General features: G+C 41.7%; 37 protein-coding genes. 3 read left to right on the top strand and 34 right to left on the bottom strand.

Going from position 1 to position 24,208, the window contains the following annotated elements:
- Nucleotides 1-7: 7 nt before the first annotated feature.
- Nucleotides 8-1,588, top strand: a complete 1,581-nt coding sequence (locus HMPREF1212_RS24400) for a tetratricopeptide repeat protein (RefSeq protein ID WP_046151492.1) — start codon at nt 8-10, stop codon at nt 1,586-1,588.
- 78 nt (nt 1,589-1,666) lie between these two features.
- Here the strand turns inward: HMPREF1212_RS24400 and rplQ are convergent, their stop codons facing one another.
- The 34 genes from rplQ to HMPREF1212_RS24235 all read right to left on the bottom strand — a co-directional run bounded on the left by rplQ (nt 1,667) and on the right by HMPREF1212_RS24235 (nt 22,291).
- Nucleotides 1,667-2,161 (bottom strand): 50S ribosomal protein L17, encoded by a 495-nt coding sequence (gene rplQ / locus HMPREF1212_RS24395; RefSeq protein ID WP_028730673.1) that lies wholly within the window; start codon nt 2,159-2,161, stop codon nt 1,667-1,669.
- An 8-nt stretch (nt 2,162-2,169) separates the two neighbouring features.
- Nucleotides 2,170-3,162, bottom strand: coding sequence for a DNA-directed RNA polymerase subunit alpha (locus HMPREF1212_RS24390; protein WP_028730672.1), 993 nt, complete (start codon nt 3,160-3,162; stop codon nt 2,170-2,172).
- Between the two features lie 12 nt (nt 3,163-3,174).
- Nucleotides 3,175-3,780: a 30S ribosomal protein S4 gene (gene rpsD / locus HMPREF1212_RS24385; protein ID WP_028730671.1), complete on the bottom strand. Its 606-nt coding sequence runs from the start codon at nt 3,778-3,780 to the stop codon at nt 3,175-3,177.
- A gap of 123 nt (nt 3,781-3,903) precedes the next feature.
- Nucleotides 3,904-4,293: a 30S ribosomal protein S11 gene (rpsK, locus tag HMPREF1212_RS24380; RefSeq protein WP_005634781.1), complete on the bottom strand. Its 390-nt coding sequence runs from the start codon at nt 4,291-4,293 to the stop codon at nt 3,904-3,906.
- A gap of 11 nt (nt 4,294-4,304) precedes the next feature.
- A complete protein-coding gene (gene rpsM, locus HMPREF1212_RS24375) occupies nt 4,305-4,685 on the bottom strand; it encodes a 30S ribosomal protein S13 (protein ID WP_009859527.1) in 381 nt (126 codons plus the stop codon).
- Nucleotides 4,686-4,721: 36 nt separating this feature from the next.
- The gene (ykgO, locus tag HMPREF1212_RS26815) at nt 4,722-4,838 is read right to left on the bottom strand and encodes a type B 50S ribosomal protein L36 (RefSeq protein WP_005645768.1); all 117 of its coding nucleotides are present in this window, start codon (nt 4,836-4,838) and stop codon (nt 4,722-4,724) included.
- Between the two features lie 12 nt (nt 4,839-4,850).
- Complete coding sequence (infA, locus tag HMPREF1212_RS24370) at nt 4,851-5,069, bottom strand: translation initiation factor IF-1 (RefSeq protein WP_028730670.1); 219 nt, start codon at nt 5,067-5,069, stop codon at nt 4,851-4,853.
- A 10-nt stretch (nt 5,070-5,079) separates the two neighbouring features.
- Nucleotides 5,080-5,865 carry a type I methionyl aminopeptidase gene (map, locus tag HMPREF1212_RS24365; protein WP_028730669.1) on the bottom strand — a complete coding sequence of 262 codons (786 nt, stop codon included), beginning with the start codon at nt 5,863-5,865 and terminating at the stop codon, nt 5,080-5,082.
- Nucleotides 5,866-5,869: 4 nt separating this feature from the next.
- Entirely contained in the window at nt 5,870-7,210 is a 1,341-nt protein-coding gene (secY, locus tag HMPREF1212_RS24360; RefSeq protein WP_028730668.1) for a preprotein translocase subunit SecY, read from the bottom strand.
- Nucleotides 7,211-7,213: 3 nt separating this feature from the next.
- Nucleotides 7,214-7,660 (bottom strand): 50S ribosomal protein L15, encoded by a 447-nt coding sequence (rplO, locus tag HMPREF1212_RS24355; RefSeq protein WP_028730667.1) that lies wholly within the window; start codon nt 7,658-7,660, stop codon nt 7,214-7,216.
- Nucleotides 7,661-7,689: 29 nt separating this feature from the next.
- Nucleotides 7,690-7,866, bottom strand: a complete 177-nt coding sequence (rpmD, locus tag HMPREF1212_RS24350) for a 50S ribosomal protein L30 (RefSeq protein WP_028730666.1) — start codon at nt 7,864-7,866, stop codon at nt 7,690-7,692.
- A 16-nt stretch (nt 7,867-7,882) separates the two neighbouring features.
- A complete protein-coding gene (gene rpsE / locus HMPREF1212_RS24345) occupies nt 7,883-8,401 on the bottom strand; it encodes a 30S ribosomal protein S5 (protein ID WP_028730665.1) in 519 nt (172 codons plus the stop codon).
- Nucleotides 8,402-8,406: 5 nt separating this feature from the next.
- Nucleotides 8,407-8,751, bottom strand: coding sequence for a 50S ribosomal protein L18 (gene rplR / locus HMPREF1212_RS24340; RefSeq protein ID WP_028730664.1), 345 nt, complete (start codon nt 8,749-8,751; stop codon nt 8,407-8,409).
- A gap of 21 nt (nt 8,752-8,772) precedes the next feature.
- A complete protein-coding gene (rplF, locus tag HMPREF1212_RS24335) occupies nt 8,773-9,324 on the bottom strand; it encodes a 50S ribosomal protein L6 (RefSeq protein WP_028730663.1) in 552 nt (183 codons plus the stop codon).
- Nucleotides 9,325-9,340: 16 nt separating this feature from the next.
- Nucleotides 9,341-9,736, bottom strand: a complete 396-nt coding sequence (gene rpsH / locus HMPREF1212_RS24330; protein ID WP_028730662.1) for a 30S ribosomal protein S8 — start codon at nt 9,734-9,736, stop codon at nt 9,341-9,343.
- A gap of 54 nt (nt 9,737-9,790) precedes the next feature.
- A complete protein-coding gene (gene rpsN, locus HMPREF1212_RS24325; RefSeq protein ID WP_028730661.1) occupies nt 9,791-10,060 on the bottom strand; it encodes a 30S ribosomal protein S14 in 270 nt (89 codons plus the stop codon).
- Between the two features lie 6 nt (nt 10,061-10,066).
- Nucleotides 10,067-10,624 carry a 50S ribosomal protein L5 gene (gene rplE / locus HMPREF1212_RS24320; RefSeq protein WP_028730660.1) on the bottom strand — a complete coding sequence of 186 codons (558 nt, stop codon included), beginning with the start codon at nt 10,622-10,624 and terminating at the stop codon, nt 10,067-10,069.
- A complete protein-coding gene (gene rplX / locus HMPREF1212_RS24315; RefSeq protein ID WP_028730659.1) occupies nt 10,624-10,944 on the bottom strand; it encodes a 50S ribosomal protein L24 in 321 nt (106 codons plus the stop codon). Before rplX ends, rplE begins: the two co-directional genes overlap by 1 nt.
- A gap of 18 nt (nt 10,945-10,962) precedes the next feature.
- Nucleotides 10,963-11,328: a 50S ribosomal protein L14 gene (gene rplN, locus HMPREF1212_RS24310; RefSeq protein ID WP_005634749.1), complete on the bottom strand. Its 366-nt coding sequence runs from the start codon at nt 11,326-11,328 to the stop codon at nt 10,963-10,965.
- Between the two features lies 1 nt (nt 11,329).
- Nucleotides 11,330-11,587: a 30S ribosomal protein S17 gene (gene rpsQ, locus HMPREF1212_RS24305; RefSeq protein ID WP_028730658.1), complete on the bottom strand. Its 258-nt coding sequence runs from the start codon at nt 11,585-11,587 to the stop codon at nt 11,330-11,332.
- A gap of 9 nt (nt 11,588-11,596) precedes the next feature.
- A complete protein-coding gene (gene rpmC, locus HMPREF1212_RS24300; protein WP_009859540.1) occupies nt 11,597-11,794 on the bottom strand; it encodes a 50S ribosomal protein L29 in 198 nt (65 codons plus the stop codon).
- A gap of 5 nt (nt 11,795-11,799) precedes the next feature.
- On the bottom strand, nt 11,800-12,234 hold the full coding sequence (gene rplP, locus HMPREF1212_RS24295) for a 50S ribosomal protein L16 (protein WP_028730657.1): 435 nt from the start codon (nt 12,232-12,234) through the stop codon (nt 11,800-11,802).
- A gap of 19 nt (nt 12,235-12,253) precedes the next feature.
- On the bottom strand, nt 12,254-12,994 hold the full coding sequence (gene rpsC / locus HMPREF1212_RS24290; protein ID WP_028730656.1) for a 30S ribosomal protein S3: 741 nt from the start codon (nt 12,992-12,994) through the stop codon (nt 12,254-12,256).
- Between the two features lie 6 nt (nt 12,995-13,000).
- The gene (gene rplV / locus HMPREF1212_RS24285) at nt 13,001-13,411 is read right to left on the bottom strand and encodes a 50S ribosomal protein L22 (protein ID WP_009859542.1); all 411 of its coding nucleotides are present in this window, start codon (nt 13,409-13,411) and stop codon (nt 13,001-13,003) included.
- A 53-nt stretch (nt 13,412-13,464) separates the two neighbouring features.
- Nucleotides 13,465-13,734: a 30S ribosomal protein S19 gene (gene rpsS / locus HMPREF1212_RS24280; protein WP_028730655.1), complete on the bottom strand. Its 270-nt coding sequence runs from the start codon at nt 13,732-13,734 to the stop codon at nt 13,465-13,467.
- A gap of 20 nt (nt 13,735-13,754) precedes the next feature.
- Nucleotides 13,755-14,579, bottom strand: coding sequence for a 50S ribosomal protein L2 (rplB, locus tag HMPREF1212_RS24275; protein ID WP_009859543.1), 825 nt, complete (start codon nt 14,577-14,579; stop codon nt 13,755-13,757).
- 8 nt (nt 14,580-14,587) lie between these two features.
- Nucleotides 14,588-14,881: a 50S ribosomal protein L23 gene (gene rplW, locus HMPREF1212_RS24270; protein WP_009859544.1), complete on the bottom strand. Its 294-nt coding sequence runs from the start codon at nt 14,879-14,881 to the stop codon at nt 14,588-14,590.
- A gap of 11 nt (nt 14,882-14,892) precedes the next feature.
- Complete coding sequence (rplD, locus tag HMPREF1212_RS24265; protein WP_028730654.1) at nt 14,893-15,522, bottom strand: 50S ribosomal protein L4; 630 nt, start codon at nt 15,520-15,522, stop codon at nt 14,893-14,895.
- Nucleotides 15,522-16,139 (bottom strand): 50S ribosomal protein L3, encoded by a 618-nt coding sequence (gene rplC / locus HMPREF1212_RS24260; RefSeq protein ID WP_028730653.1) that lies wholly within the window; start codon nt 16,137-16,139, stop codon nt 15,522-15,524. The genes rplD and rplC overlap by 1 nt, the downstream gene beginning before the upstream one ends.
- Before the next feature lie 21 nt (nt 16,140-16,160).
- On the bottom strand, nt 16,161-16,466 hold the full coding sequence (gene rpsJ, locus HMPREF1212_RS24255) for a 30S ribosomal protein S10 (protein ID WP_005634728.1): 306 nt from the start codon (nt 16,464-16,466) through the stop codon (nt 16,161-16,163).
- Nucleotides 16,467-16,487: 21 nt separating this feature from the next.
- Nucleotides 16,488-18,617, bottom strand: a complete 2,130-nt coding sequence (fusA, locus tag HMPREF1212_RS24250) for an elongation factor G (RefSeq protein WP_028730652.1) — start codon at nt 18,615-18,617, stop codon at nt 16,488-16,490.
- A gap of 28 nt (nt 18,618-18,645) precedes the next feature.
- The gene (gene rpsG, locus HMPREF1212_RS24245) at nt 18,646-19,122 is read right to left on the bottom strand and encodes a 30S ribosomal protein S7 (RefSeq protein WP_028730651.1); all 477 of its coding nucleotides are present in this window, start codon (nt 19,120-19,122) and stop codon (nt 18,646-18,648) included.
- 157 nt (nt 19,123-19,279) lie between these two features.
- On the bottom strand, nt 19,280-19,690 hold the full coding sequence (rpsL, locus tag HMPREF1212_RS24240; RefSeq protein WP_028730650.1) for a 30S ribosomal protein S12: 411 nt from the start codon (nt 19,688-19,690) through the stop codon (nt 19,280-19,282).
- Between the two features lie 495 nt (nt 19,691-20,185).
- Complete coding sequence (locus HMPREF1212_RS24235) at nt 20,186-22,291, bottom strand: hypothetical protein (RefSeq protein ID WP_046151491.1); 2,106 nt, start codon at nt 22,289-22,291, stop codon at nt 20,186-20,188.
- 170 nt (nt 22,292-22,461) lie between these two features.
- Here HMPREF1212_RS24235 and HMPREF1212_RS24230 point away from each other — a divergent pair, with 170 nt between their 5' ends.
- Both HMPREF1212_RS24230 and HMPREF1212_RS24225 read left to right on the top strand, forming a co-directional pair.
- Complete coding sequence (locus tag HMPREF1212_RS24230) at nt 22,462-22,821, top strand: BlaI/MecI/CopY family transcriptional regulator (RefSeq protein WP_028730648.1); 360 nt, start codon at nt 22,462-22,464, stop codon at nt 22,819-22,821.
- 16 nt (nt 22,822-22,837) lie between these two features.
- A complete protein-coding gene (locus HMPREF1212_RS24225) occupies nt 22,838-24,166 on the top strand; it encodes a M56 family metallopeptidase (protein WP_046151490.1) in 1,329 nt (442 codons plus the stop codon).
- Nucleotides 24,167-24,208 lie beyond the last annotated feature (42 nt).

Raw genomic sequence — 24,208 nt, 5'->3', positions numbered from 1 at the left:
TACAATCATGATAAAGAATTTATATATACTCGCTTTAAGCCTGATAGCCATAGCTATCCACGCTGATAACCAACAAGGTCTTGCTTACTACAAAGCAGGTGAGCCGACCATCGCAAGCCAGCTTTTCAACAAACAGCTAAACGCTTCCCCTGCCGAACAAGCCGAAGCGTTCTATTATCTGGGAGAAATAGCTTTTGAGGCCGGTAAAACGTCAGATGCACTTGCCTACTATCAAAAAGGATGGAGTGCTTCTTCCGACTACGCTTATAATAAAGTAGGCGAAGGTAAAGTATTACTTAAAACGGATAAGCCGGCTGCCCAAAAAGCGTTTGATACGGCAATCAAAATAAATAAAAAGGACGTACCGGTTTATGTAGCCATCGCTAAAGCGTATTCCACCAACGGGATGAAACCGGAAGCTCAGGATGCGCTCGATAATGCAAAGAAGTATAATATCAACGATCCGGCCATTTACCTGTATGAAGGCGACCTGTTGATCAGTCAAGATAAACCGGGAGATGCAGCCGGCCGATATGAACAGGCGATCCATTTCGACCCTTCCTGTAAAGAGGCTTATCTCAAATATGCAAATGTCTATCAGGGTGTTCAGCCTGCATTATCGATAGAAATGCTTCAGAAAGTCATTACCAATTACCCGGACTATCTCCCTGCTTACAATCAACTCGGCAATATCTATTCATTGCAGGGTGCATATTCCAAGGCAGTGGCAGCCTATAAAACGTATATGGCCGGAGGCCTCTACTCTATCGACAACCTGATCCATTACGCCTCTGCCCTCTTCTTCAACAAGCAATATGCGGAAGCCGCCAAAGTCATTAACGAAGGCCAGGCTATCGATCCAGACAACTTCCTGCTGAAACGTCTGAGCATCTATAATAGCTATGAGACAAATGCATACGAGAAAGGACTCGAAGAAATCAACACCTTCTTCAATGATCCGGATGCCAAATATATATGGCAGGATTATCTATACTACGGCCGCTTACTCAACAAAGCCCGGCAATATGATAAAGCGGCAGAGGCATTACAGAAAGTGATTAAAGAAAATCCGTCCCATACGGAAGTGTATAAAGACTTGGCAGAGGTGTACAGTAACAGTGAAAACGATTCGGATGCCATCAACGCCTATACATTATATATAGAGTCACTTGGCAAGGAATCCGAAGCAGCCGATTATTACCAACTGGGTAAATACTATTATTCTGCTGCAGCCAAAGATAGCCTGACGGCTACCGATTACCTGACAAAAGCAGATAGTTTGTTCGCCATCGTAAAAGAACGTGTACCGGATAGCCATTTAGGAAGTTTATGGCAGGCACGTACACAGTCCCAACTGGATCCGGAAACAGAACAAGGGTTGGCTAAACCCTACTATGAGACGTGTATTCCTATCCTGGAAAATAATAAAGACAAATATCGCAATGAATTAACGGAATGTTATCGCTATCTAGGTTATTACTACTACCTTAAGCAGGATATGGATAGTTCAAAATTATATTGGAATAAGATCCTTTCAATAGATCCTGCCAATGCGACGGCACAGGAAGCTTTGAAGAATATCAAATAAATAGATCTCGAACTCATGCAAATAAAAACGGCCGACATAAATATGCCAGCCGTTTTTATTATATATAAGTTACAGATATTATTCTGCAGCTTTTTCTTCTGTTGTTTCTGCAACAGGTGCTTCAGCAACCGGAGCAGTTTCAGCAGCTGTAGATTTCTTACGAGAACGTCTTGTTTTCGTAGCTTTCTTAGCTGTTGTATCTTTCAACATGTTTTCGTTATAGTCAACTAATTCAATGAAGCACATTGCAGCGTTGTCACCTAAACGGTTACCAGTCTTGATGATTCTGGTATAACCACCCGGACGATCACCGATCTTCTGAGCTACTTCCTTGAAAAGTTCTGTTACAGCATTTTTATCCTGTAATGTACTGAATACGATACGTCTTGAGTGAGTTGTATCCTCTTTGCACTTTGTGATCAGAGGTTCAACAAACTTACGAAGCGCTTTCGCTTTTGCTGTTGTCGTAAAGATTCTCTTATGCTTGATCAAAGAAGAAGCCATATTAGACAGCATTGCTTCACGGTGAGTATTCGTACGACCTAAATGATTGAATTTTTTATTATGTCTCATCGCTTTACTTACTCTTTATCTAATTTATATTTCGTGATATCCATACCGAATGAAAGGTTCAAGCTTTCAAGCAGTTCATCAAGTTCAGTGAGCGACTTCTTACCGAAGTTACGGAATTTCAACAAATCATTTTTGTTGAACTTAACCAGTTCACCTAATGTTTCAACATCTGCGGCTTTCAAGCAATTCAATGCACGAACGGAAAGATCCATATCTGCTAACTTGCTCTTAAGCAACTGGCGCATGTGAAGTACTTCTTCATCGAATTCTTCATTGCCGTCAGTATCAACTGTCTCGATCGCAATCTTTTCATCTGAAAACAACATAAAATGGTGAATCAGAATCTTAGCAGCTTCTTTCAACGCTTCCTTCGGATGAATAGAACCATCTGTGGCTATTTCAAGAACCAACTTTTCGTAGTCCGTCTTTTGCTCAACACGGAAGTTCTCGATCGAATATTTAACGTTGCGTATAGGAGTGTAAATAGAGTCGATAGCAATAACGTGAACGTCTGCATTCGGATCTCTGTTTTCGTCAGCGGGTACATATCCGCGTCCTTTATTTATCGTTAATTCAATCTGGAAACTAGCGTTCGGATCCAAACGGCAAATAACCAGGTCAGGATTCAATACTTCGAATCCGGTCAGCTGTTTACCTATATCACCGGCTTTGAACACTTCCGAACCCGAAACAGTAATACTTACTTTTTCATTCTCTATGTCGTCTACAATATGCTTGAACCGTACCTGTTTCAAGTTCAAGATAATGTTTGTTACATCTTCAATAACACCGGGGATTGTTCCAAATTCATGGTCAACACCTTCGATCTTAATGGATGTAATAGCAAAACCTTCAAGCGACGACAGGAGAATACGGCGCAGAGCATTACCTATAGTAATACCATAGCCGGGTTCCAACGGACGAAATTCAAACTTTCCGAAGAAATTGTCCGCTTCCAACATTAATACTTTATCGGGTTTTTGAAATGCTAATATCGCCATGGAAATCAATTATTATTTAGAATACAATTCTACGATCAACTGCTCTTTAATGTTTTCAGGAATGTCAGTTCTTTCCGGCAGATGCAGTAATTTTCCGCTTAAAGAAGACTGATCCCACTCAATCCAAGGATATTTGCTGTGGTTGAATCCTGATAATGCATCAGCAATCACTTCCAGAGACTTGGATTTTTCTCTAACACCAACGATCTGACCGGGTTTCAAAGAGTAAGAAGGAATATTTACAACCTTACCATCTACAGTAATGTGACGGTGAGAAACCAACTGACGAGCAGCAGCTCTTGTAGGAGCCATACCCAGACGGTATACTACATTGTCCAGACGACCTTCCAGCAACTGAAGCAGAACTTCACCGGTAATACCTTTTGAACGCTGTGCTTTTTCAAACAGGTTTCTAAATTGTTTTTCCAATACACCATAAGTGTATTTCGCTTTTTGCTTCTCGCGAAGCTGAATTCCGTACTCAGAAGTTTTTCTCTTTCTGGCGTTTCCATGTTGTCCGGGAGGATAATTCTTTTTAGAAAGAACTTTATCCGGTCCGAATATGGCTTCACCAAACTTACGGGCAATTCTTGTTTTTGGTCCAGTATATCTTGCCATTTTTTTATTGTTTTAATTTTTCTGTCTGAATCTGGAACCGTGCAGCCGCGATTACAGAGAGGATAAGGTCTTTATGCAATCTATTCACAATTCCGGATTCAATGTTCAAGAAACTATAGTTAATTATACTCTTCTCTTTTTCGGAGGACGACAACCATTGTGAGGCAGTGGAGTAACGTCTACGATTTCTGTTACTTCAATTCCAGCACCGTGGATAGTTCTGATAGCAGACTCACGTCCGTTACCCGGTCCTTTTACGAATACTTTTACTTTTCTCAAACCAAGATCATAAGCTACCTTAGCACAATCTTGTGCTGCCATCTGAGCGGCATACGGAGTGTTCTTTTTAGAACTTCTGAATCCCATCTTACCTGCAGAAGACCAACTAATAACTTGACCTTCGCTATTGGCAAGAGACACAATAATGTTATTAAAAGAAGAATGAATATGAGCTTGACCGTAAGCGTCAACTTTTACGTTTCTCTTCTTTGCTGCGACTGTTTTTTTTGCCATATCAACTCTTATTATTTAGTAGCTTTTTTCTTATTTGCAACAGTTTTCTTCTTACCCTTACGAGTACGAGCATTGTTTTTTGTGCTCTGGCCTCTCAATGGCAAGCCAATACGGTGACGAACACCTCTGTAACATCCGATATCCATCAGACGTTTAATGTTAAGCTGAACTTCTGAACGAAGATCACCTTCTACCTTGTACTCAGCGCCAATGACTTCACGTACTTTTGCAGCCTGGTCATCAGTCCAGTCTTTTACTTTGATATCACGATCAACGCCTGCTTTCTCTAAAATAGATTTTGAAGCACTCCGACCGATACCGTAGATATAAGTCAAAGCGATTTCTCCTCTTTTATTTTGTGGCAAGTCTACACCAACTATTCTTATAGCCATATTACTTACTAATAATTATTTTGCAAAAATAATAAATTATCCCTGACGTTGTTTATACTTAGGATTTTTCTTGTTAATTACGTATAAGCGTCCCTTTCTTCTTACAATTTTACATTCCGGGGTACGCTTCTTTAAAGATGCTCTTACTTTCATATCTAGTTATTTTTATTTATATCTAAAAGCAATTCTACCTTTCGATAAATCATACGGAGACATTTCAACTCTTACCTTATCACCAGGAAGGATTTTAATGTAATGCATACGCATCTTTCCTGAAATGTGAGCAGTAAGCTCATGCCCGTTCTCTAATTCTACACGAAACATTGCGTTTGACAATGCTTCAATAATTACTCCATCTTGTTCAATAGCTGCTTGTTTAGCCATATAAATCAAATTAAATTGCGTTACTTCCTAGGACTTCTTCTAAAAACTTAAATGAAGACAAGATTTGTGGTCCATCAGGTCTGATAGCGATACAGTGTTCAAAGTGAGCAGAGCATTTTCTATCTTTGGTCCGTACGGTCCAACCATCTTTTTCAAAAACTACATTTTTGCTTCCCATATTGATCATAGGTTCAATGCAGATGCACATTCCACTACGCAATAAAGGTCCGCAACCATATCTGCCATAATTCGGGACTTCCGGTTCTTCATGCATTTTACGACCGATACCGTGTCCTACCAGCTCTCTGACTACAGAATAACCGTTCGACTCACAATACTTTTGTACAGCATGACTGATATCCCCTATGCGTTTTCCTTCCACAGCTTGCTCTATACCTAGGTAAAGAGATTCTTTTGTTGTCTTCAACAATTTCTTTACTTCCGGTGCGACTTCACCTACACAAAATGTATAAGCAGAATCTCCGACAAAACCGTTCAATATCGTTCCGCAGTCAACTGATATGACATCACCTTCCTGAAGAATTGTATTCGAGGAAGGAATACCATGTACTACATGTTCATTTACAGAAGCACATATTGAATTAGGAAAACCACCATACCCCAAAAAGGCAGGAACTGCTCCATTATCTCTAATGAATTCTTCAGCAATCTTATCGAGTTGAAGAGTTGTTACTCCGGGAGCGATGTGCTTTGCCAACTCTCCCAGTGTCTTACCAACCAATTGATTGGCAGCACGCATCAACTCGATTTCTTCATCTGTCTTTAAATAGATCATTCTATTAATAAGCGGCTACAGAGCCTGAACGTCCTTTAATTCTTCCTGACTTCAACAAACCGTCATAATGACGCATCAACAAATGACTTTCAACTTGCTGCAATGTATCTAACACTACACCAACCAAAATCAACAAAGATGTTCCTCCAAAGAACTGAGAGAACTCCATACTCACACCAGCGATTCTTGCAAAAGCAGGCATAATAGCTACTAATGCCAGGAAGAATGCACCCGGAAGAGTAATACGGTCCATGATTGTATCCAGATAGTCTTTGGTACTTTTTCCTGGCTTAACACCCGGAATAAATCCATTGTTTCTCTTCAAATCATCAGCCATCTGCGTCGGATTGATCGTGATAGCTGTATAGAAATAAGTAAAGAGGATAATCAATACCGCAAAAACGAAGTTATACCAGAAACCGGTATTATCCATAAATGCAGCCCAAAAACCACTCTGATCACCTGTGCTAGAGAATCCTACAATAGAAATAGGTATAAACATGATTGCCTGAGCAAAGATGATAGGCATTACGTTGGCAGCATTCACCTTCAGAGGGATATACTGTCTTGCACCGCCATACTGTTTGTTACCTATAATTCTTTTTGCATACTGTACGGGTACTTTACGAGTTCCCTGAACCAATAAAATAGCACCGGCAATAACAAGTAAAAGGAACAGCATTTCAAACAAGAACATAACCAGACCACCAGTTTTTTCACTTGTTCTTGAAATAAATTCCTGGAACAATGAATGCGGCAGACGGGCTATGATACCAATCAAAATGATAAATGAAATACCATTTCCAACACCTTTATCTGTAATTCTTTCACCTAGCCATAAGATAAACATACTTCCTGCAGCCAGAATAATAGTAGAAGAAACTGTAAACCAGATACCCGGAGGTAAAGCTGCACCGGCTGCCTTCAACTGAACACTTAAGTTCACAAGGTATGTCGGTCCCTGGAATAACAGGATAGCTACTGTCAGGTAGCGAGTCCATTGGTTGATCTTTCTACGACCACTCTCACCTTCTCTCTGTAATTTCTGGAAAGAAGGAACTGCAATGGCTAACAACTGCATAACAATTGAAGCGGAGATATAAGGCATAATACCCAATGCAAAAATAGAAGCATTGGAAAATGCACCACCTGAAAACATATCCAACAGTGCAAGCAATCCGCCTCTTGTCTGCGCCTGTAAAGCGGTTAACGCTTGAGGATCAATACCAGGAAGTACTACATACGTTCCGAAGCGATATATAGCCACCAATAAAAGAGTGGTGAGGATCCGATTTCTCAGATCCTCAATCTTCCAGATATTTTTTATTGTTTCAACTGCTCTCATGACTTAGAGTTTAACAACAGTTCCACCTGCGGCTTGGATAGCTGCTTCTGCACTCTTAGAGAAAGCGTGAGCTTCAACTTCTAACTTAACAGTCAGGCTACCATTACCAAGAATTTTAACCATTTGAGATGTAGAAATAAAACCAGCTTCGATCAATTCGTTTACACCAATCTTAGTTAAGTTCTGAGCTTCAGCCATTAACTGTAATGTTGCGAGATTGATAGCTTTATATTCTACACGGTTAATATTCTTGAAACCAAATTTAGGCAAACGTCTCTGAATAGGCATCTGACCACCTTCAAATCCGATCTTTTTTGAATAACCAGATCTTGACTTTGCTCCTTTATGACCTCTTGTTGAAGTTCCACCTAATCCTGAACCCGGACCACGGCCGATTCTTTTTCTGGTCTTAGTAGAACCTTCAGCAGGTTTTAAATTTGATAAATTCATATCGTATAATTTATTTTTTCAACCAATTATTAATTCTCTACCGAAACCAAATGTTTCACTTTCTCAACCATACCCAGGATAGCCGGAGTAGCTTCATGTTCTACTACGCGGTTCAACTTTGTCAGACCCAGTGCATCAAGTGTTCTTTTCTGGTCTTTCGGGCATTTAATTCTACTCTTAACTTGTTTAATTTTAATAGTCGCCATAATTTTTCCTCCCTAATTAACCTCTAAACACTTTTTCAACAGAAATACCTCTGTTCTGAGCAACAGTGAACGGATTTCTTAATTCACCCAAAGCAGCAATAGTAGCTTTTACTAAGTTGTGAGGGTTTGAAGATCCTTTAGACTTTGCCAAAACGTCAGTAATACCAACACTTTCCAATACTGCACGCATAGCACCACCAGCTTTAACACCGGTACCGTGAGATGCAGGCTTGATCAAAACTTGTGCACCACCGAATTTTGCAAGCTGTTCGTGAGGAATAGTACCTTTGTGAACAGGAACCTTGATCAAATTCTTTTTAGCAGCTTCTACACCTTTAGCGATAGCTGTCGTTACTTCACCTGCTTTACCTAAGCCCCAACCGATGATACCATCTTCGTTTCCTACTACTACAATAGCAGCAAAACTAAAAGTACGTCCACCTTTTGTTACTTTAGTTACGCGGTTGATTGCAACTAATCTGTCCTTCAACTCTAAGTCGTTGGTCGATTTAACTCTATTATTAACTCCTGCCATCTTCATTAAAATTTAAGGCCGCCGTTACGTGCAGCATCTGCTAATTCTTTAATTCTTCCGTGATACAGGTAACCATTACGGTCGAAAACAACAGCCTGAACACCAGCTTCCTGAGCACCTTTAGCGATCAGTTCACCAACCTTGGCAGCGATTTCTTTCTTGGGAGCCTTAACATCTAATTTCAAAGATGAAGCAGCAGCCAAAGTTTTACCTGTAGTATCATCTATAACCTGTGCATAGATCTGCTTGTTGCTTCTAAACACAGTAAGGCGCGGGCATTCAGGAGTTCCTGAAACTTTGCCACGTATACCTCGTTTTATTTTTAATCTTCTTTCTTCCTTCGTTGTCATGATAATTTCAGTTTACGTAGATTACTTACCTGCTGATTTACCAGACTTTCTGCGAATTTCTTCACCCACGAACTTAATACCTTTACCTTTATAGGGTTCCGGCATTCTGAATGAACGAATCTTTGCACAAATCTGACCTATTAATTGCTTATCAGCTGATTCAAGGATAATAAGAGGATTCTTATTTCTCTCAGTCTTCGTTTCAACTTTCACTTCTTTAGGCAACTGCAAGTAAATGTTGTGAGTATAACCTAAAGAAAGATCCAACAGCTGGCCTGTGTTAGACACACGATAACCAACACCGACTAATTCCAGTTCTTTTTTGTATCCTTCAGATACACCGATCACCATATTGTTGATCAAAGAACGGTACAAACCATGTAATGCACGATGGTTCTTTTCGTCTGTCGGTCTTGTTAAATGAATAACTCCGTCTTCCAAAGTTACATTTATGTCAGGATTTACGGCCTGAGTCATCTCGCCTTTAGGACCTTTTACAGTCACCACGCTATCCTTAATCGTAACCGTTACACCGGCTGGTACATGAATTGGTAATTTTCCTATTCTTGACATTCTTCTTTCCTCCTAATTAATAAACATAACATAATACTTCACCACCGATCTTTAAATCGCGGGCTTCTTTGTCTGTCATCACACCCTTAGAAGTAGAAAGAACGGCAATACCTAAACCATTCAATACTCTCGGCATTTCTTTGTAACCAGTGTATTTACGCAAACCTGGAGTAGAAACTCTCTGAAGTTTCTTGATTGCATTCACTTTGTTTACCAAGTCATACTTCAGGGCAATCTTGATTGTACCCTGAGGACCTTCTTCTACAAACTTAAAGTTAAGAATGTAGCCCTTTTCGAAAAGGATCTTAGTGATCTCTTTCTTTAAATTTGACGCCGGCACTTCTACAACTCTGTGCTTCGCTTTAATTGCGTTACGCAATCTTGTCAAATAATCTGCAATAGGATCTGTCATATATAAATGAATTAAATTGATCCGGCCACCCGGACAATATTTAAATAAAAAAACTTACCAACTTGCTTTCTTTACACCCGGTATTAAACCATTGGATGCCATTTCACGGAACTGAATACGTGAAATGCCGAACTGGCGTACATACCCTTTCGGACGACCTGTAATTTTGCAACGATTGTGCAAACGTACAGGAGAAGCATTTTTAGGTAAAGACTGCAAAGCGTCATAGTTGCCTTCTGCTTTAAGTTGTGCTCTCTTAGCAGCATATTTTTCAACAAGCTTTGCTCTTTTAACCTCGCGGGCCTTCATTGATTCCTTAGCCATAACTACTTAGTCTTTTTTTGCATTTTTAAAAGGCAACCCAAATTCTCTCAATAGAGCATACCCTTCCTCATCTGTTTTCGCAGAGGTCACAAAGGTAATATTCATTCCCAATATTTTGGTAATATTATCGATATTTATTTCAGGGAAAATGATCTGTTCCTGAATACCCATCGTATAATTACCTCTTCCATCCAGCTTACTTTCAATACCTTTGAAGTCACGAATACGAGGAAGAGCTACACGAACTAATCTTTCCAGGAATTCGTACATTTGCTCACGACGCAATGTTACCATTACACCGATAGGCATTTTCTTACGTAATTTGAAGTTAGAGATATCCTTTTTAGAAACTGTCGCAACGGCCTTCTGACCAGTGATTGTTGACAATTCGCTGATTGCGATATCGATGATCTTCTTGTCAGCAGCAGCCATACCTAAACCCTGATTGATAACAATCTTCTTCAGTACGGGAACCTGCATTACTGATTTATAACCGAACTCTTTAGTCAAAGCAGGAACAATTCTGTCCTGATATTCTTTTTTAAGACTGGCAGTATTGCTCATTACTTAATTTCCTCCCCTGATTTTTTAGAATAACGAACTAAAGCACCTTCTGCATTTTCTTTACGGCCGATACGTGTCGGTTTTCCTGATTTAGGATCAACAACGTTCAGGTTAGAAAGATGGATAGGAGCTTCTTTCTTTTCAATTCCTCCTTGCGGATTCTTTGCATTAGGCTTGGTATGCTTTGATACCATATTAACACCTTCAACAATAGCACGGTTCTCGCTTACGAGCACCTGTAAAACACGACCTGTTTTACCCTTGTCTTCGCCGGTATTAACAAAAACTATATCGCCTTTTTTGATATGTAATTTACTCATTACCTTAAATTTTACGAATTAAAGTACTTCAGGTGCAAGTGAAACAATCTTCATATTTGTTGCACGAAGTTCTCTGGCAACCGGACCGAAGATACGGCTTCCACGAATATCACCACCGGCATTCAACAATACGCAAGCGTTATCATCGAAACGGATGTATGAACCATCCGGGCGACGGATTTCTTTTTTAGTGCGAACAATGATAGCTTTAGAAACAGCACCCTTCTTCACATCACTTGACGGGATTACACTTTTAATTGCAACTACAATTACATCCCCAACAGTGGCATAGCGTTTTCTTGTTCCGCCCAAAACGCGGATACATAATGCTTCTTTTGCGCCACTGTTATCTGCTACTACTAGTCTTGATTCTTGTTGTATCATGTTACTTAGCTCTTTCGATTATTTGAACTAATCTCCATCTCTTTGTTTTGCTCAAAGGACGAGTTTCCATAATTTTCACGGTGTCACCGATGTTGCACTCGTTCTTTTCGTCGTGAGCATGATATTTCTTCGTCTTATTAACGAACTTACCATAAATGGGGTGTTTTTCCTTCCATTTAATAGCAACAGTGATGCTTTTTTCCATCTTGTTGCTAGTAACCACGCCCGTTCTTTCTTTTCTTAAATTTCTAGTTTCCATCAGGCTCAATTATTTGTTGTTAAGTTCTCTCTGGCGCAATTCTGTTCTCATGCGCGCAATCATCCTGCGTTGTTGTTTAATCTGAGCAGGGTTGTCTGTCGGAGAGATAGTGTGGTTAATTACCTTCTGATCGTAGGCAGCAACCTCAGCATCTACTCTTTCAAGCAATTCTTTTGTGCTTAATTCTCTAATTTCTGCAATCTTCATAACAATTACGCATTTTGATTAGCCATATCATAATCACGTCTCACAACAAATTTCGTTGTTACAGGAAGCTTCTGTGCCGCTAAGCGCAATGCTTCTTTTGCAACATCAAAGGGAACGCCTTCGATTTCGAAAATAAGACGACCTGGAGTAACAGGCGCAACAAATCCTTCGGGATTACCTTTACCTTTACCCATACGTACTTCGGCCGGTTTCTTTGTAATAGGTTTATCCGGGAAAATCCGAACCCAAACCTGACCTTGACGTTGCATATAACGAGTTACCGCGATACGGGCAGCTTCAATCTGGCGACCGGTAATCCATTTATTCTCTAACGCTTTTATACCAAACGAACCGAACGCCAGCTGGTTGCCACGTTGAGCTTCGCCCTTCATGCGACCTTTCTGCTGTCTTCTGAACTTGGTTTTCTTTGGTTGTAACATCTCTTCTTAATTCTAACGTTTAACGATTAGCTTTCTTTCTCTTGAAGTTTTTATCTCCTCTGTTGTTGCCGCCGGCATTGTCATTTCTGCGACCTGAATCTTTTGATGCAGTGAATGAAGGAGCAAGATCTCTCTTACCATAAACTTCACCACGGCAGATCCAAACCTTAACACCCAGCAAACCAACTTTCGTCAACGCTTCAGCCAAAGCGTAATCGATATCTGCTCTCAGTGTGTGTAACGGAGTTCTTCCTTCTTTGTACATTTCAGAACGAGCCATTTCAGCGCCGTTCAAACGACCAGATACTTGCACTTTAATACCTTCTGCACCCATTCTCATGGTAGAGGCGATAGCCATCTTGATAGCACGACGGTAAGCAATTTTTCCTTCAAGCTGACGAGCAATATTGTTTGCTACAATAACTGCGTCTAATTCGGGTCTTTTTACCTCAAAGATGTTGATCTGAACTTCTTTGTCGGTAATCTTTTTCAACTCTTCTTTCAACTTATCAACTTCCTGACCACCTTTACCGATGATAATGCCCGGACGTGATGTGCAAACTGTGATTGTGATCAACTTAAGCGTACGTTCAATAACGATACGAGATACACTAGCTTTAGCAAGACGAGCATTCAGATATTTACGGATTTTGCTATCTTCCAGCAAAGTATCTCCGTAATTTTTGCCGCCATACCAATTGGAATCCCATCCACGGATAATTCCTAAACGATTACTAACCGGATTAACTTTTTGTCCCATCTACAATTAATTTTGACTATCGTTTTTACTAAGTGTATCAACAAACAAGGTTACATGGTTCGAACGTTTACGAATTCTGTATCCTCTACCCTGGGGAGCCGGACGCATTCTCTTCAATGTAGTAGCGCAATCTACGCTGATTGAAGAAACAAACAACTCACCAGTTTCTGCTTTACGTTCATTTTTCTGCTCCCAATTGGCAATTGCTGAACGAAGCAATTTTTCTACTCTTGCTGCAGCTTCCTTGTTAGAAAACTTCAAAACACCAAGCGCACGGAATACTTCCATTCCACGGATCATGTCTACAACGAGACGCATCTTACGCGGAGAAGTAGGTACGTTACGCAACTTTGCGAAGTACATGGTCTTTTGGGCTTCTTTTCTTGCTTCAGCTGATATTCTTTTTCTAGCACCCATTTTTATTGATTCTTTTTATTTTCAGATTCCTGAATTCCTGTTACTACCGATAATTATTTTTTCTTGTTACCGGCGTGACCACGGAACGTACGAGTTGGTGAAAATTCTCCCAACTTGTGACCTACCATATTTTCGGTTACAAAAACAGGAATAAATTTATTTCCATTGTGAACTGCAATAGTATGGCCTACAAAGTCAGGCGAAATCATTGAAGCTCTTGCCCATGTCTTAACTACGGCTTTCTTTCCTGACTCATTCATAGCCAAGACTTTCTTTTCCAGCTTAATGTTAATATACGGGCCTTTTTTTAGTGAACGACTCATAGTTTACTTAATTAATCAGATTATTTCTTTCTTCTTTCAATAATATACTTTGAAGAATGCTTCTTCGGAGCTCTTGTCTTCAAGCCCTTAGCATACAAGCCTGTACGAGATCTTGGATGACCTCCGGAAGCACGACCTTCACCACCACCCATTGGGTGATCAACCGGGTTCATTACAACACCACGGTTGTGAGGACGACGACCTAACCATCTAGAGCGACCGGCTTTACCTGATTTTTCAAGACCATGGTCTGAGTTACCTACACTACCAATTGTAGCCTTACATGCAGCAAGAATCTTTCTGGTTTCGCCAGAAGGCATCTTAATAATTGCATAAGCGCCTTCTTTAGAAGTCAACTGAGCGAATGCACCTGCAGAACGTACCATTTTGGCACCCTGTCCAGGACGAAGCTCAATATTGTGAATAATTGTACCAACGGGAATATTTGCCATAGGCAAAGTATTACCTACCTCAGGAGCGGCATCGCTACCTGAAACCACTGTCTGGCCAACTTCCAATCCGTTCGGAGCGATGATATAGCTCTTTGCTCCGTCAGCATAATACAATAAAGCGATACGAGAAGTACGGTTTGGATCGTACTCGATAGACTTTACTGTTGCAGGAATGCCATCTTTATTTCTCTTGAAGTCGATAATTCTGTACTTTTGTTTGTGACCGCCACCAAGATAACGCATTGTCATCTTACCTGTGTTGTTACGACCACCAGTACTGCTCTTACCTACCACAAGAGACTTCTCTGGTGTACTTGCAGTGATTTTATCAAATGCACCAATAACTTTGTGTCTCTGCCCCGGTGTTGTGGGCTTTAATTTACGTATTCCCATTTCTTTTTTTAGATATTACTAAAGAAATCAATTGTTTCTCCTTCTTTCAACGTTACGATTGCTTTCTTAAAAGCTGCCTGTTTACCATTGATAATACCTGATTTTGTATAACGGCTTTTCTGCTTGCCAGAGTAGTTGATGGTGTTAACATCAACTACGGTTACGTTATACATATCCTGTACAGCTTTTTTGATCTCCAACTTGTTGGCATCAGGAGAAACACGAAAACCATAGCGATTAGCCATTTTTTCAGTAATCGCTGTTTGCTTCTCTGTTACTATAGGTTTAATAATAATTCCCATTTCTTTACTCCTTATGCGTTAAAAAGTTTTTCTATAACAGCAACAGAACTTTCAGTCAGCATTAAATTTGCTGCATCAAGAACTTTGTATGTGTTTAATTCATAAGCTGTTATAACATTTGTCTTTCCTAAATTACGAGCCGACAAATATACAAAATTATTCTTCTCCGGCAAAACCATAAGTAACTTTTTATCAGCCACTTTCAGGTTTTTAGCAATTGTTATTAATTCTTTAGTTTTCGGAGCTTCCATAGCGAAATCTTCTACAACTACAATTGCATTATTAGTTGCTTTATAAGTCAATGCAGACTTACGAGCCAGACCTTTTACCTTCTTGTTCAGCTTGAACTCATAATCTCTCGGTTTCGGGCCGAATACACGAGCACCACCAACCAATACAGGAGAGTTGATATCACCACGACGTGCACCACCTCCACCTTTCTGGCGGATCAGTTTACGAGTACTACCAGAGATCTCACTTCTTTCTTTCGATTTGTGAGTACCCTGACGCTGGTTAGCTAAATACTGCTTTACATCCAAGTAAATAGCATGATCATTGGGTTCAATGCCGAAGATAGCATCGCTCAAAGTTACCTTTCTTCCGGTATCTTCACCTTTAATATTAAATACGCTCAGTTCCATTACTTTTCAATTAATACGATTGAACCTTTTGCTCCTGGAACAGATCCTTTAACCAATAAAAGATTGTGTTCCGGCATCACCTTGATCACTTCGAGGTTCTGAACAGTTACACGTTCATTACCCATCTGTCCAGCCATACGCATGCCCTTAAATACCTTTGCAGGGTAAGAACAAGCACCGATACCACCGGGAGCACGCAAACGGTTATGCTGACCGTGAGTAGTCTGACCTACACCACCGAAACCATGACGTTTTACTACACCCTGGAAACCTTTACCTTTTGATGTACCAACTACATCAACGAAACCTGCATTTTCCAGATAATCTACAGTGATAACATCACCCAGATTGTATGCAGTTTCAAAATTCTTGAACTCGGCCAAGTATCTCTTGGGAGTTACACCGGCTTTCTTGAAATGGCCCATTTCCGGCTGTGTAGTGTGTTTCTCTTTTTTGTCTTCGAAACCAATCTGCACTGCTTCATAGCCATCTTTCTCGATAGTCTTGATTTGTGTAACAACACAAGGACCCACTTCGATAACAGTGCATGGAAGATTTTTTCCCTCGGCACTGAAAACGGATGTCATTCCGATTTTTTTTCCTAATAATCCTGGCATTTCACTTAATTTTTAAATAACTCACACTTTAATTTCTACTTCAACACCGCTGGGCAATTCCAGCTTCATCAATGCGTCAACTGTTTTTGCAGTTGAGCTGTAAATGTCTATCAATCTTTTGTAAGATGACAGTTCGAACTGCTCGCGAGACTTCTTGTTAACGAAAGTCGAGCGGTTCACAGTAAAGATACGTTTGTGTGTAGGCAGAGGTATAGGACCACTAACAACAGCACCTGTAGCCTTTACCGTCTTCACGATCTTCTCGGCAGACTTGTCTACCAGAGAATAATCGTAAGACTTTAATTTAATTCTGATCTTTTGGCTCATATTGTTATATATGTTTCTAAATTATTTGATCAAATCAGCACGACCCTGTACTTCTGTCAGTACCTGCTTAGCAATAGAAGAAGATACCTGAGCATAGTGAGAGAACTGCATTGAAGACGTTGCACGACCTGAAGTAATAGTACGAAGTGCTGTTACATAACCAAATGTTTCAGCCAAAGGAACTTTAGCTTTTACAACACGTGCACCTGTACGGCTTGATTCCATACCTTCTACCTGTCCGCGACGTTTGTTCAAGTCACCAATTACATCACCCATGCTTTCTTCCGGAGTAACAACTTCCATCTGCATGATCGGCTCCATCAAAGCAGGACCTGCCTTTTCTGATGCACTCTTGAATGCCTGGATACCTGCGATTTCGAAAGACAACTGGTCAGAGTCAACCGGGTGGAATGAACCATCGATCAATGTTACTTTCAGTTTATCCAACGGATAACCGGCAAGGATACCGTTCTTCATAGCCTTTTCGAAACCTTTCTGTACTGAAGGGATAAATTCCTTAGGAATGTTACCACCCTTTACTTCGTCGATAAACTGCAGTGTACCTTCGAAATCAGCATCAGCCGGTTCAACGCGAACGATGATATCAGCGAACTTACCACGACCACCAGACTGTTTCTTGTAAACTTCACGAAGTTCAACAGATTTGGTAATAGCTTCCTTGTAAGTTACCTGAGGTTTACCCTGGTTACATTCAACCTTGAATTCGCGACGCAGACGGTCAACGATAATATCCAGGTGAAGCTCACCCATACCGCTAATTACAGTCTGACCTGTTTCTTCGTTAGTCTGTACACGGAATGTAGGATCTTCTTCAGCCAGCTTAGCCAATCCCATACCCAGTTTATCCAGGTCTTTCTGAGTTTTAGGCTCTACTGCGATACCGATAACGGGATCCGGGAATTCCATAGATTCCAGTGTAATCGGATGTGCTTCGTCGCAAAGAGTATCACCAGTACGGATATCCTTGAAACCAACACCTGCACCGATATCACCACAACCGATAGCTTCCATCGGGTTCTGTTTGTTTGAGTGCATCTGGAACAGACGAGAGATACGTTCTTTCTTGCCTGAACGAGTGTTATAAACATAAGAACCAGCAGGCAGAGAACCTGAATATACACGGAAGAAGCACAGACGGCCTACATACGGGTCGGTTGCGATCTTAAATGCCAGTGCAGTCAACGGTTCTTCGAACAACGGTTTGCGAACGATTACTTTATCAGAGTCGTTAGGATCTGTACCTTCGATAGCTTCTGTATCGGCAGGACTCGGCAGATATGCACAAACTGCATTCAACAAAGTCTGAACACCTTTATTCTTGAAAGAAGAACCACAGATCATCGGATTGATCTGCATAGCGATAGTACCTTTACGGATAGCAGCTCTGATTTCTTCTTCAGTGATAGTAGAAGGATCGTCAAAGTATTTTTCCATCAAAGCGTCATCGCATTCAGCCAGAGATTCAAGCATCTTGTCTCTCCACTCTTCAGCTTCAGCTTTCAGGTCTGCGGGTATTTCTTCAATTGAATATTCAGCACCCATTGTTTCGTCATGCCAAAGAATAGCTTTCATTGTTACCAGGTCTACTACACCTTTGAAAGTTTCTTCTGCACCGATAGGGATCTGAATAGGACAAGGGTTTGCGCCTAATACAGCCTTCACCTGACGAACTACTTCAAAGAAGTTTGCGCCGGAACGGTCCATTTTGTTTACATAACCAATTCTGGGTACATTATATTTGTCAGCCTGACGCCAAACTGTTTCTGACTGGGGTTCTACACCACCAACAGCACAGAATGCAGCAACGGCACCATCCAAGATACGCAGTGAACGTTCTACTTCAACAGTAAAGTCCACGTGTCCCGGGGTGTCAATCAAGTTGATTTTATATTTATCATTAGCGTAATTCCAGAAAGTAGTAGTAGCGGCAGAAGTGATAGTGATACCACGTTCCTGCTCCTGCTCCATCCAGTCCATAGTTGCAGCACCGTCGTGAACCTCACCAATCTTGTGAGTCAGACCTGTGTAGAAAAGGATACGCTCTGAAGTCGTAGTCTTTCCTGCATCGATGTGCGCCATGATACCGATGTTTCTGGTATATTTTAATTGTTCGTCAGCTTTTGTTGCCATCTTTTTTTATTCTCCTAAATTTGCTAAATTAAAATCTGAAGTGAGCGAATGCACGGTTAGCTTCAGCCATACGGTGCATATCTTCTTTTCTTTTGAATGCGCCACCCTGGTTGTTGAAAGCATCTACAATCTCTGCAGACAGCTTGTCAGACATAGTCTTACCACCTCTCTTACGTGAGAAGATAATAAGGTTCTTCATAGAAATTGATTCTTTACGATCGGGGCGAATTTCAGTAGGTACCTGGAAAGTAGCACCACCTACACGGCGTGACTTCACTTCGACTTGAGGGGTAATATTGTCGAGTGCAGCTTTCCAAATTTCGAGAGCAGACTTTTCTTCGTTAGGCAATTTAGCCTTAACGTTTTCCAGAGCGGAATAGAAAATTTCGAAGGCAGTATTTTTCTTGCCATCATACATTAAATGGTTAACGAATCTCGTAACCTTAACATCACCGAAAACAGGATCCGGAAGGATCTGTCTTTTCTTTGGTTTTGCTTTTCTCATTTTGTTTTCAAAAATTTCGTTTTTGTCTTTGGTTGCCTTTTTAAACTTTGTCTTCAACGGTTCCGCTGAACCATTTACTCAACCTTGTAGCCTATCCAAATACTCAAACCAGCTTTAATACTTAATTTAAATTCTCAGTTTGAAGGGATGTAACTAATTACTTCTTCTTTCCTTTAGCTGCAGCAGCTGCCTGTCCTGGTTTCGGACGTTTAGCTCCGTATTTAGAACGTCTCTGAGTACGTCCGTTTACGCCAGCAGTATCCAAGGTTCCACGTACAATGTGATAACGTACACCAGGAAGATCCTTAACACGACCACCACGTACCAATACGATAGAGTGCTCCTGCAGGTTGTGTCCTTCTCCCGGAATGTAAGAGTTTACTTCTTTACCATTTGTCAAACGAACTCTCGCTACTTTACGCATTGCAGAGTTAGGCTTTTTCGGGGTTGTAGTGTAAACACGTACACAAACGCCACGTCTCTGAGGACATGAATCCAGTGCAGGTGATTTACCTTTTACCACCAAAGTTTCCCTTCCTTTTCTAACTAATTGCTGAATTGTAGGCATTTCTTTTCTTTTTTAAACTTTGAATGTGTTATAATTATATTTATATCTTTTCTATTTCAGGCTGCAAAGATACGCATTATTTCCGTATAACCAACGAGTTATAAGCATTTTCTGCATAATTCGCGCTAAAAACGGTGCAAAGTTACGCAATAGTTCCCGTTTGTTTCTGCTATGCAACATGCAAATTCATACTATTTATTATTATTTAACACGAAGCCCCGCCGGCTTGAAACCAACGGGGCTTGTCTTGTGTCTGCTTTCTCTTTTTACAAAAGTACGCGTACATACTATAATTAGGTAAATCATCGTTCATCCTTCAGCCCGCATAACCAGCTGATTTTCTGACAATACCACTGAACGATGATTTCTTTCTAAACAAAAAGCTTTTCCACTTGACTACCGGAAATGAACGCATTGGCTATCCTTCAGTCACGCACATTGTTTTACAAGACCGAAGGGTAGCTGAAACCTGAAACATAAGATATGCACTAAAGACTAGGGCATCGGCAGAAAACCTTCCGCTTTCACCTCCCAGCTTCCATCCTGCGGAAACCCGGGAACGTCGCCCGACGATCCGTCCCAACCGCCGGCCATCATAGCGACGGCAGTTAGCAAAGCACCGTTAGACGGGAAATAAGGGAAAGGGCCGCCTGTTGCCAACCCATGTTCATCAAACTGGAACCCGCCTGCCGGATGGAGCAGGAAGTCCACCGCTTTATCGGGTTGACCGCACCGGGCGGCAGCCATAGCCAACATCGGGAAATCCCATCCCCAGGTACGGTCGTAATTCCAGGTTGCATCGATCTTCGCCAGTGTACACGCAAGCGTGGCCTGATCGACACCATCCCCCGGTAACATACCGAAAGTGCCTATTAAAGCAGGATGTTCGAAAGCAAAGTTTGTCCACATATCCGGAATACCTTCATAAGTGATATAGACATCTTCTTCAACCGGTAGCGGAGACAGTTTGGCCAACACCTTTTCCCATGCTTCCGGCACCGGAAGCGACAGACGTTTATGCCATTCGCAAGCCATACGCAGACCATAACGCCAATAGCCCAGCTCAAAGGCAGGATTCAGTGTTGTTTCAGGTTGTGTATTTTCGGAAACAATAAAGACGGGTGGCCCTAATACATAGCGATCCTGTGCTTCGTCATACTGCGCATAGTCGGCCATAAAATCGGCAGTAGCAGAGACAACCGGTTCCCATTTCTCCAAGGTTTCGCGGGTAGGATGCAGGCGGTAGTCGAGATCGGCAAAATAGATCGGATGGGGTTGCTGCCAGATCAGGGTAGCATGGATGATATGAGGCCATTCACGGTCGAAGTCGGCGGTACACTTTGGCCAGCGGGCACCTTTATATCCTTGTTGCTCGGCACGTTTCTGCGAGGTAGGAAGAAAGTTACGGTAAACGGGCAGGCTCTTTTCCAATAACGGCCAGCGGTTCCATAAAGCATAATGCACGCCATGCCACCAGATCATTTCGAAATGAAAACGGCCATACCAACCATTATTCACCAACCCGCTTTCCTGCGGGGGAAGCGATCCGGCTTCGTTTACTTTCATCAGATATTGTGAAAGGACGATGCGGCGTTCCAGTTCTTTCCAGCGCGGGTCTTTACTGCCCGACAAATCGATAGCCGCCCCCGATTGCCAGAAAGACCGCCATTCCCTTGAACTATCGTTAAATATACGGGAAGCTGTCGGAACATCTGCCGCCTCTTCCCGCGAGAAAAGACAGGTAAAAGACAGTTCATCCGTATTTTCGGGATTCAGTTCAAAATGATGCGGATCTCCGTCACCGCCCTCTACGAAACTGGCCCGGGTATTCCACCGCAATGAAGTATAATAATGCGTTTTATCCATATCCCGTACAATCAGGGCTGCTCCGTTCTTCCGGTTCTTAACGACAGATTGGTGCAAATCCGGCTTATCGTACGTCCCTACATATTCTTTCATCTCTCCGCTCTCGGCATACGGAAAATCAAGAAAGACAGATACCTGTCCCTTGGCGAGCAACGGACTTTCCACCGTAACACCCACCGCATCCAATATAGGATGACAGGCCGTTTTTACAGAAACAGGAACTCCGTCCAACTTAAAACTACTATGAATGATGCCGGTCCACATATCCACTTCCTGACGGGTATCCGACAAATCACCGGCAGTTGCTGCCGAGCCATCCGCACGAAGCAACTTAAATCCGATACGTCCCAGGTTGAAGCGATGGGGATTGGCTGCCAGCCACGCCGATAACTCCGGCTGTTCCGGGTTAGGTATATCGTAAGGAATCTGCCTGCCGTATGTATCCATGAGCGGCTTTTTAAAATCCTCTACCTGCTGTCTTTCCGGCAACGGGAAACTATGCCAGCTCCATTGAGCCATCGTATTGAAGGGAACAAAGGTTTGTAGCCCCGTAATATCTACCCCGAAAGCAAACTCACCATTTCCCACCTGAGCCGGACTGCGGGGATCTGTTTTGGCGCTTACAATACGGTGCCTGTCCACCAAAGCCTTCCGGTCGATACGTGACTGATTACATGACACAAACAAGAATATGCTCCCTAAAAAGAGGATGATAACGGATGCCGGCTTTTTCATATACCAATGATTTAAATCTAACTGCCTCAAATATACAACATTTCCATCCTATCCGCTTTCCTTTCTATTCTCCTGTTAACAATATTTATCAACAAAAAGAATTACCATCTACTTAATTTAAGTAGATTTGCGAAAAGATAGTAGACTAAAATTCAAATAATTGAAGAGACATGGAAAGACTGACAGCACAAGAAGAAGACGTTATGCTCTATATCTGGAGACTAGGTCCCTGCTTTATCCGGGATATCCTGAACGAAATGCCGGAACCCCGTCCGCCTTATACCAGCGTGGCATCCGTAATTCGTAATCTGGAAAAGAAAAAATATGTCACACCGAAAAAGTTCGGTACTATCACACGATTCTCTGCCAAAGTTAAAGAGGCAGACTACAAGCGGACGTTCATGTCGAACGTCGTAGAGAATTATTTCACCGGCTCTTATAAAGAGATGGTATCCTTCTTTGTCCGCAACCGCAAACTGACGAAAAGCGATTTGCAGGATCTTATGAATCAAATAGAAAATGAAGAATAGGTAAATACGAATCAATATGGAAACATCGATACTGCCCTATTTCCTGAAGGTAAACCTGGCGTTGGCAATCCTTTATATCTGCTACCGCCTGTTATTCCGGAACGACACGTTTTTCCGGCTACGCAGGGCTGTCCTGCTTTCCGTTTACCTGATCGCATTCCTTTATCCGTTACTGGATATCAGTATCTGGCTATCCACCCGTGAAAGTGTAACGGAAATAGTGAATTACTATTCAACGATCCTCCCCTTGAAAACGGTTGTAGCGGTCGATGATACTCCACTTTCTACCGAAGCGGATTGGCTGACAATTGCAGAGAGTTATATGTTACTGATCTACTTGGCAGGGATAACATTATTATTCCTCCGTTGCATAATAGAATTATTCACTGTTATCCGACTCCGGCTCAGAAGCCCCAAACAACTGATAAACGGGACTACTATCTACGTATTACCCTCTCAAGAGGAACCTTACTCTTTCTTTGGTTGGATATTCGCATCACCGGAGTCACACACTCCGCCGGCTTTGGAAGAAATACTGGTTCACGAAAAGACACATGTCCGCCAACTTCATTCGATAGACATAGTACTCGGCGAGATCGTATGTATCCTGTGTTGGATCAATCCGTTTGCCTGGTTATTAAAAAAAGAGATCAGCAGCAATCATGAATACCTGGCAGACGAGCAGGTGATGCTTGCCGGATATAACAAAAAAGAATACCAGTACCACCTGATCGGACTGGAACACCCCGAAATGGCTATAGCAAAACTATATAACAATTTCAGTGTCTTACCATTAAAAAAGAGAATTACTATGTTAAACAAGAAAAGAACCGGCAGGGTTGGAAAAGTAAAGTACCTGACTCTGCTACCGCTGGCAGCCGGCTTATTGCTGCTCAACAACATCGACGCGATGGCACGGATCGTCAGCCGGCAAACGACAGTTCCTGTACCCGCAGAAAAGGCAATGATTGCACCTGCACCGGAAGCGGTTCCTGTCGAAGTTGCCACTCCGCTACCACCGGACGATGACAAAGTATATGAGGTGGTAGATGTGATGCCAGAATTTCCCGGAGGGGAAACTGAACTTTTAAAATACATGGCCAGAAATGTCAAATACCCGGCCGAATCCATAAAGAACAAAGAGGAAGGCAGTCTATCGCTTTCCTTCATTATCAATAAAGACGGTAGTCTATCAGATATCAAAGTAGTAAAAAGCCTGACTCCATTATTGGATGCAGAGGCAGTACGAGTGGTTAAAAACATGCCCAAGTGGACGCCCGGTAAGGTAAAAGGCAAAGTAGTACGGGTAGCCTATACCACTCCTATCACTTATAAATACCAGTAAATCGGTAGCTTAAACATACTAATTCCCTTTTTGAGACAGACA

The organism is Parabacteroides sp. HGS0025, assembly GCF_000969845.1.
In the GTDB taxonomy this organism is placed as follows: Bacteria; Bacteroidota; Bacteroidia; order Bacteroidales; family Tannerellaceae; genus Parabacteroides; species Parabacteroides gordonii.
This window is presented reverse-complemented; position numbering and strand designations above follow the sequence as displayed.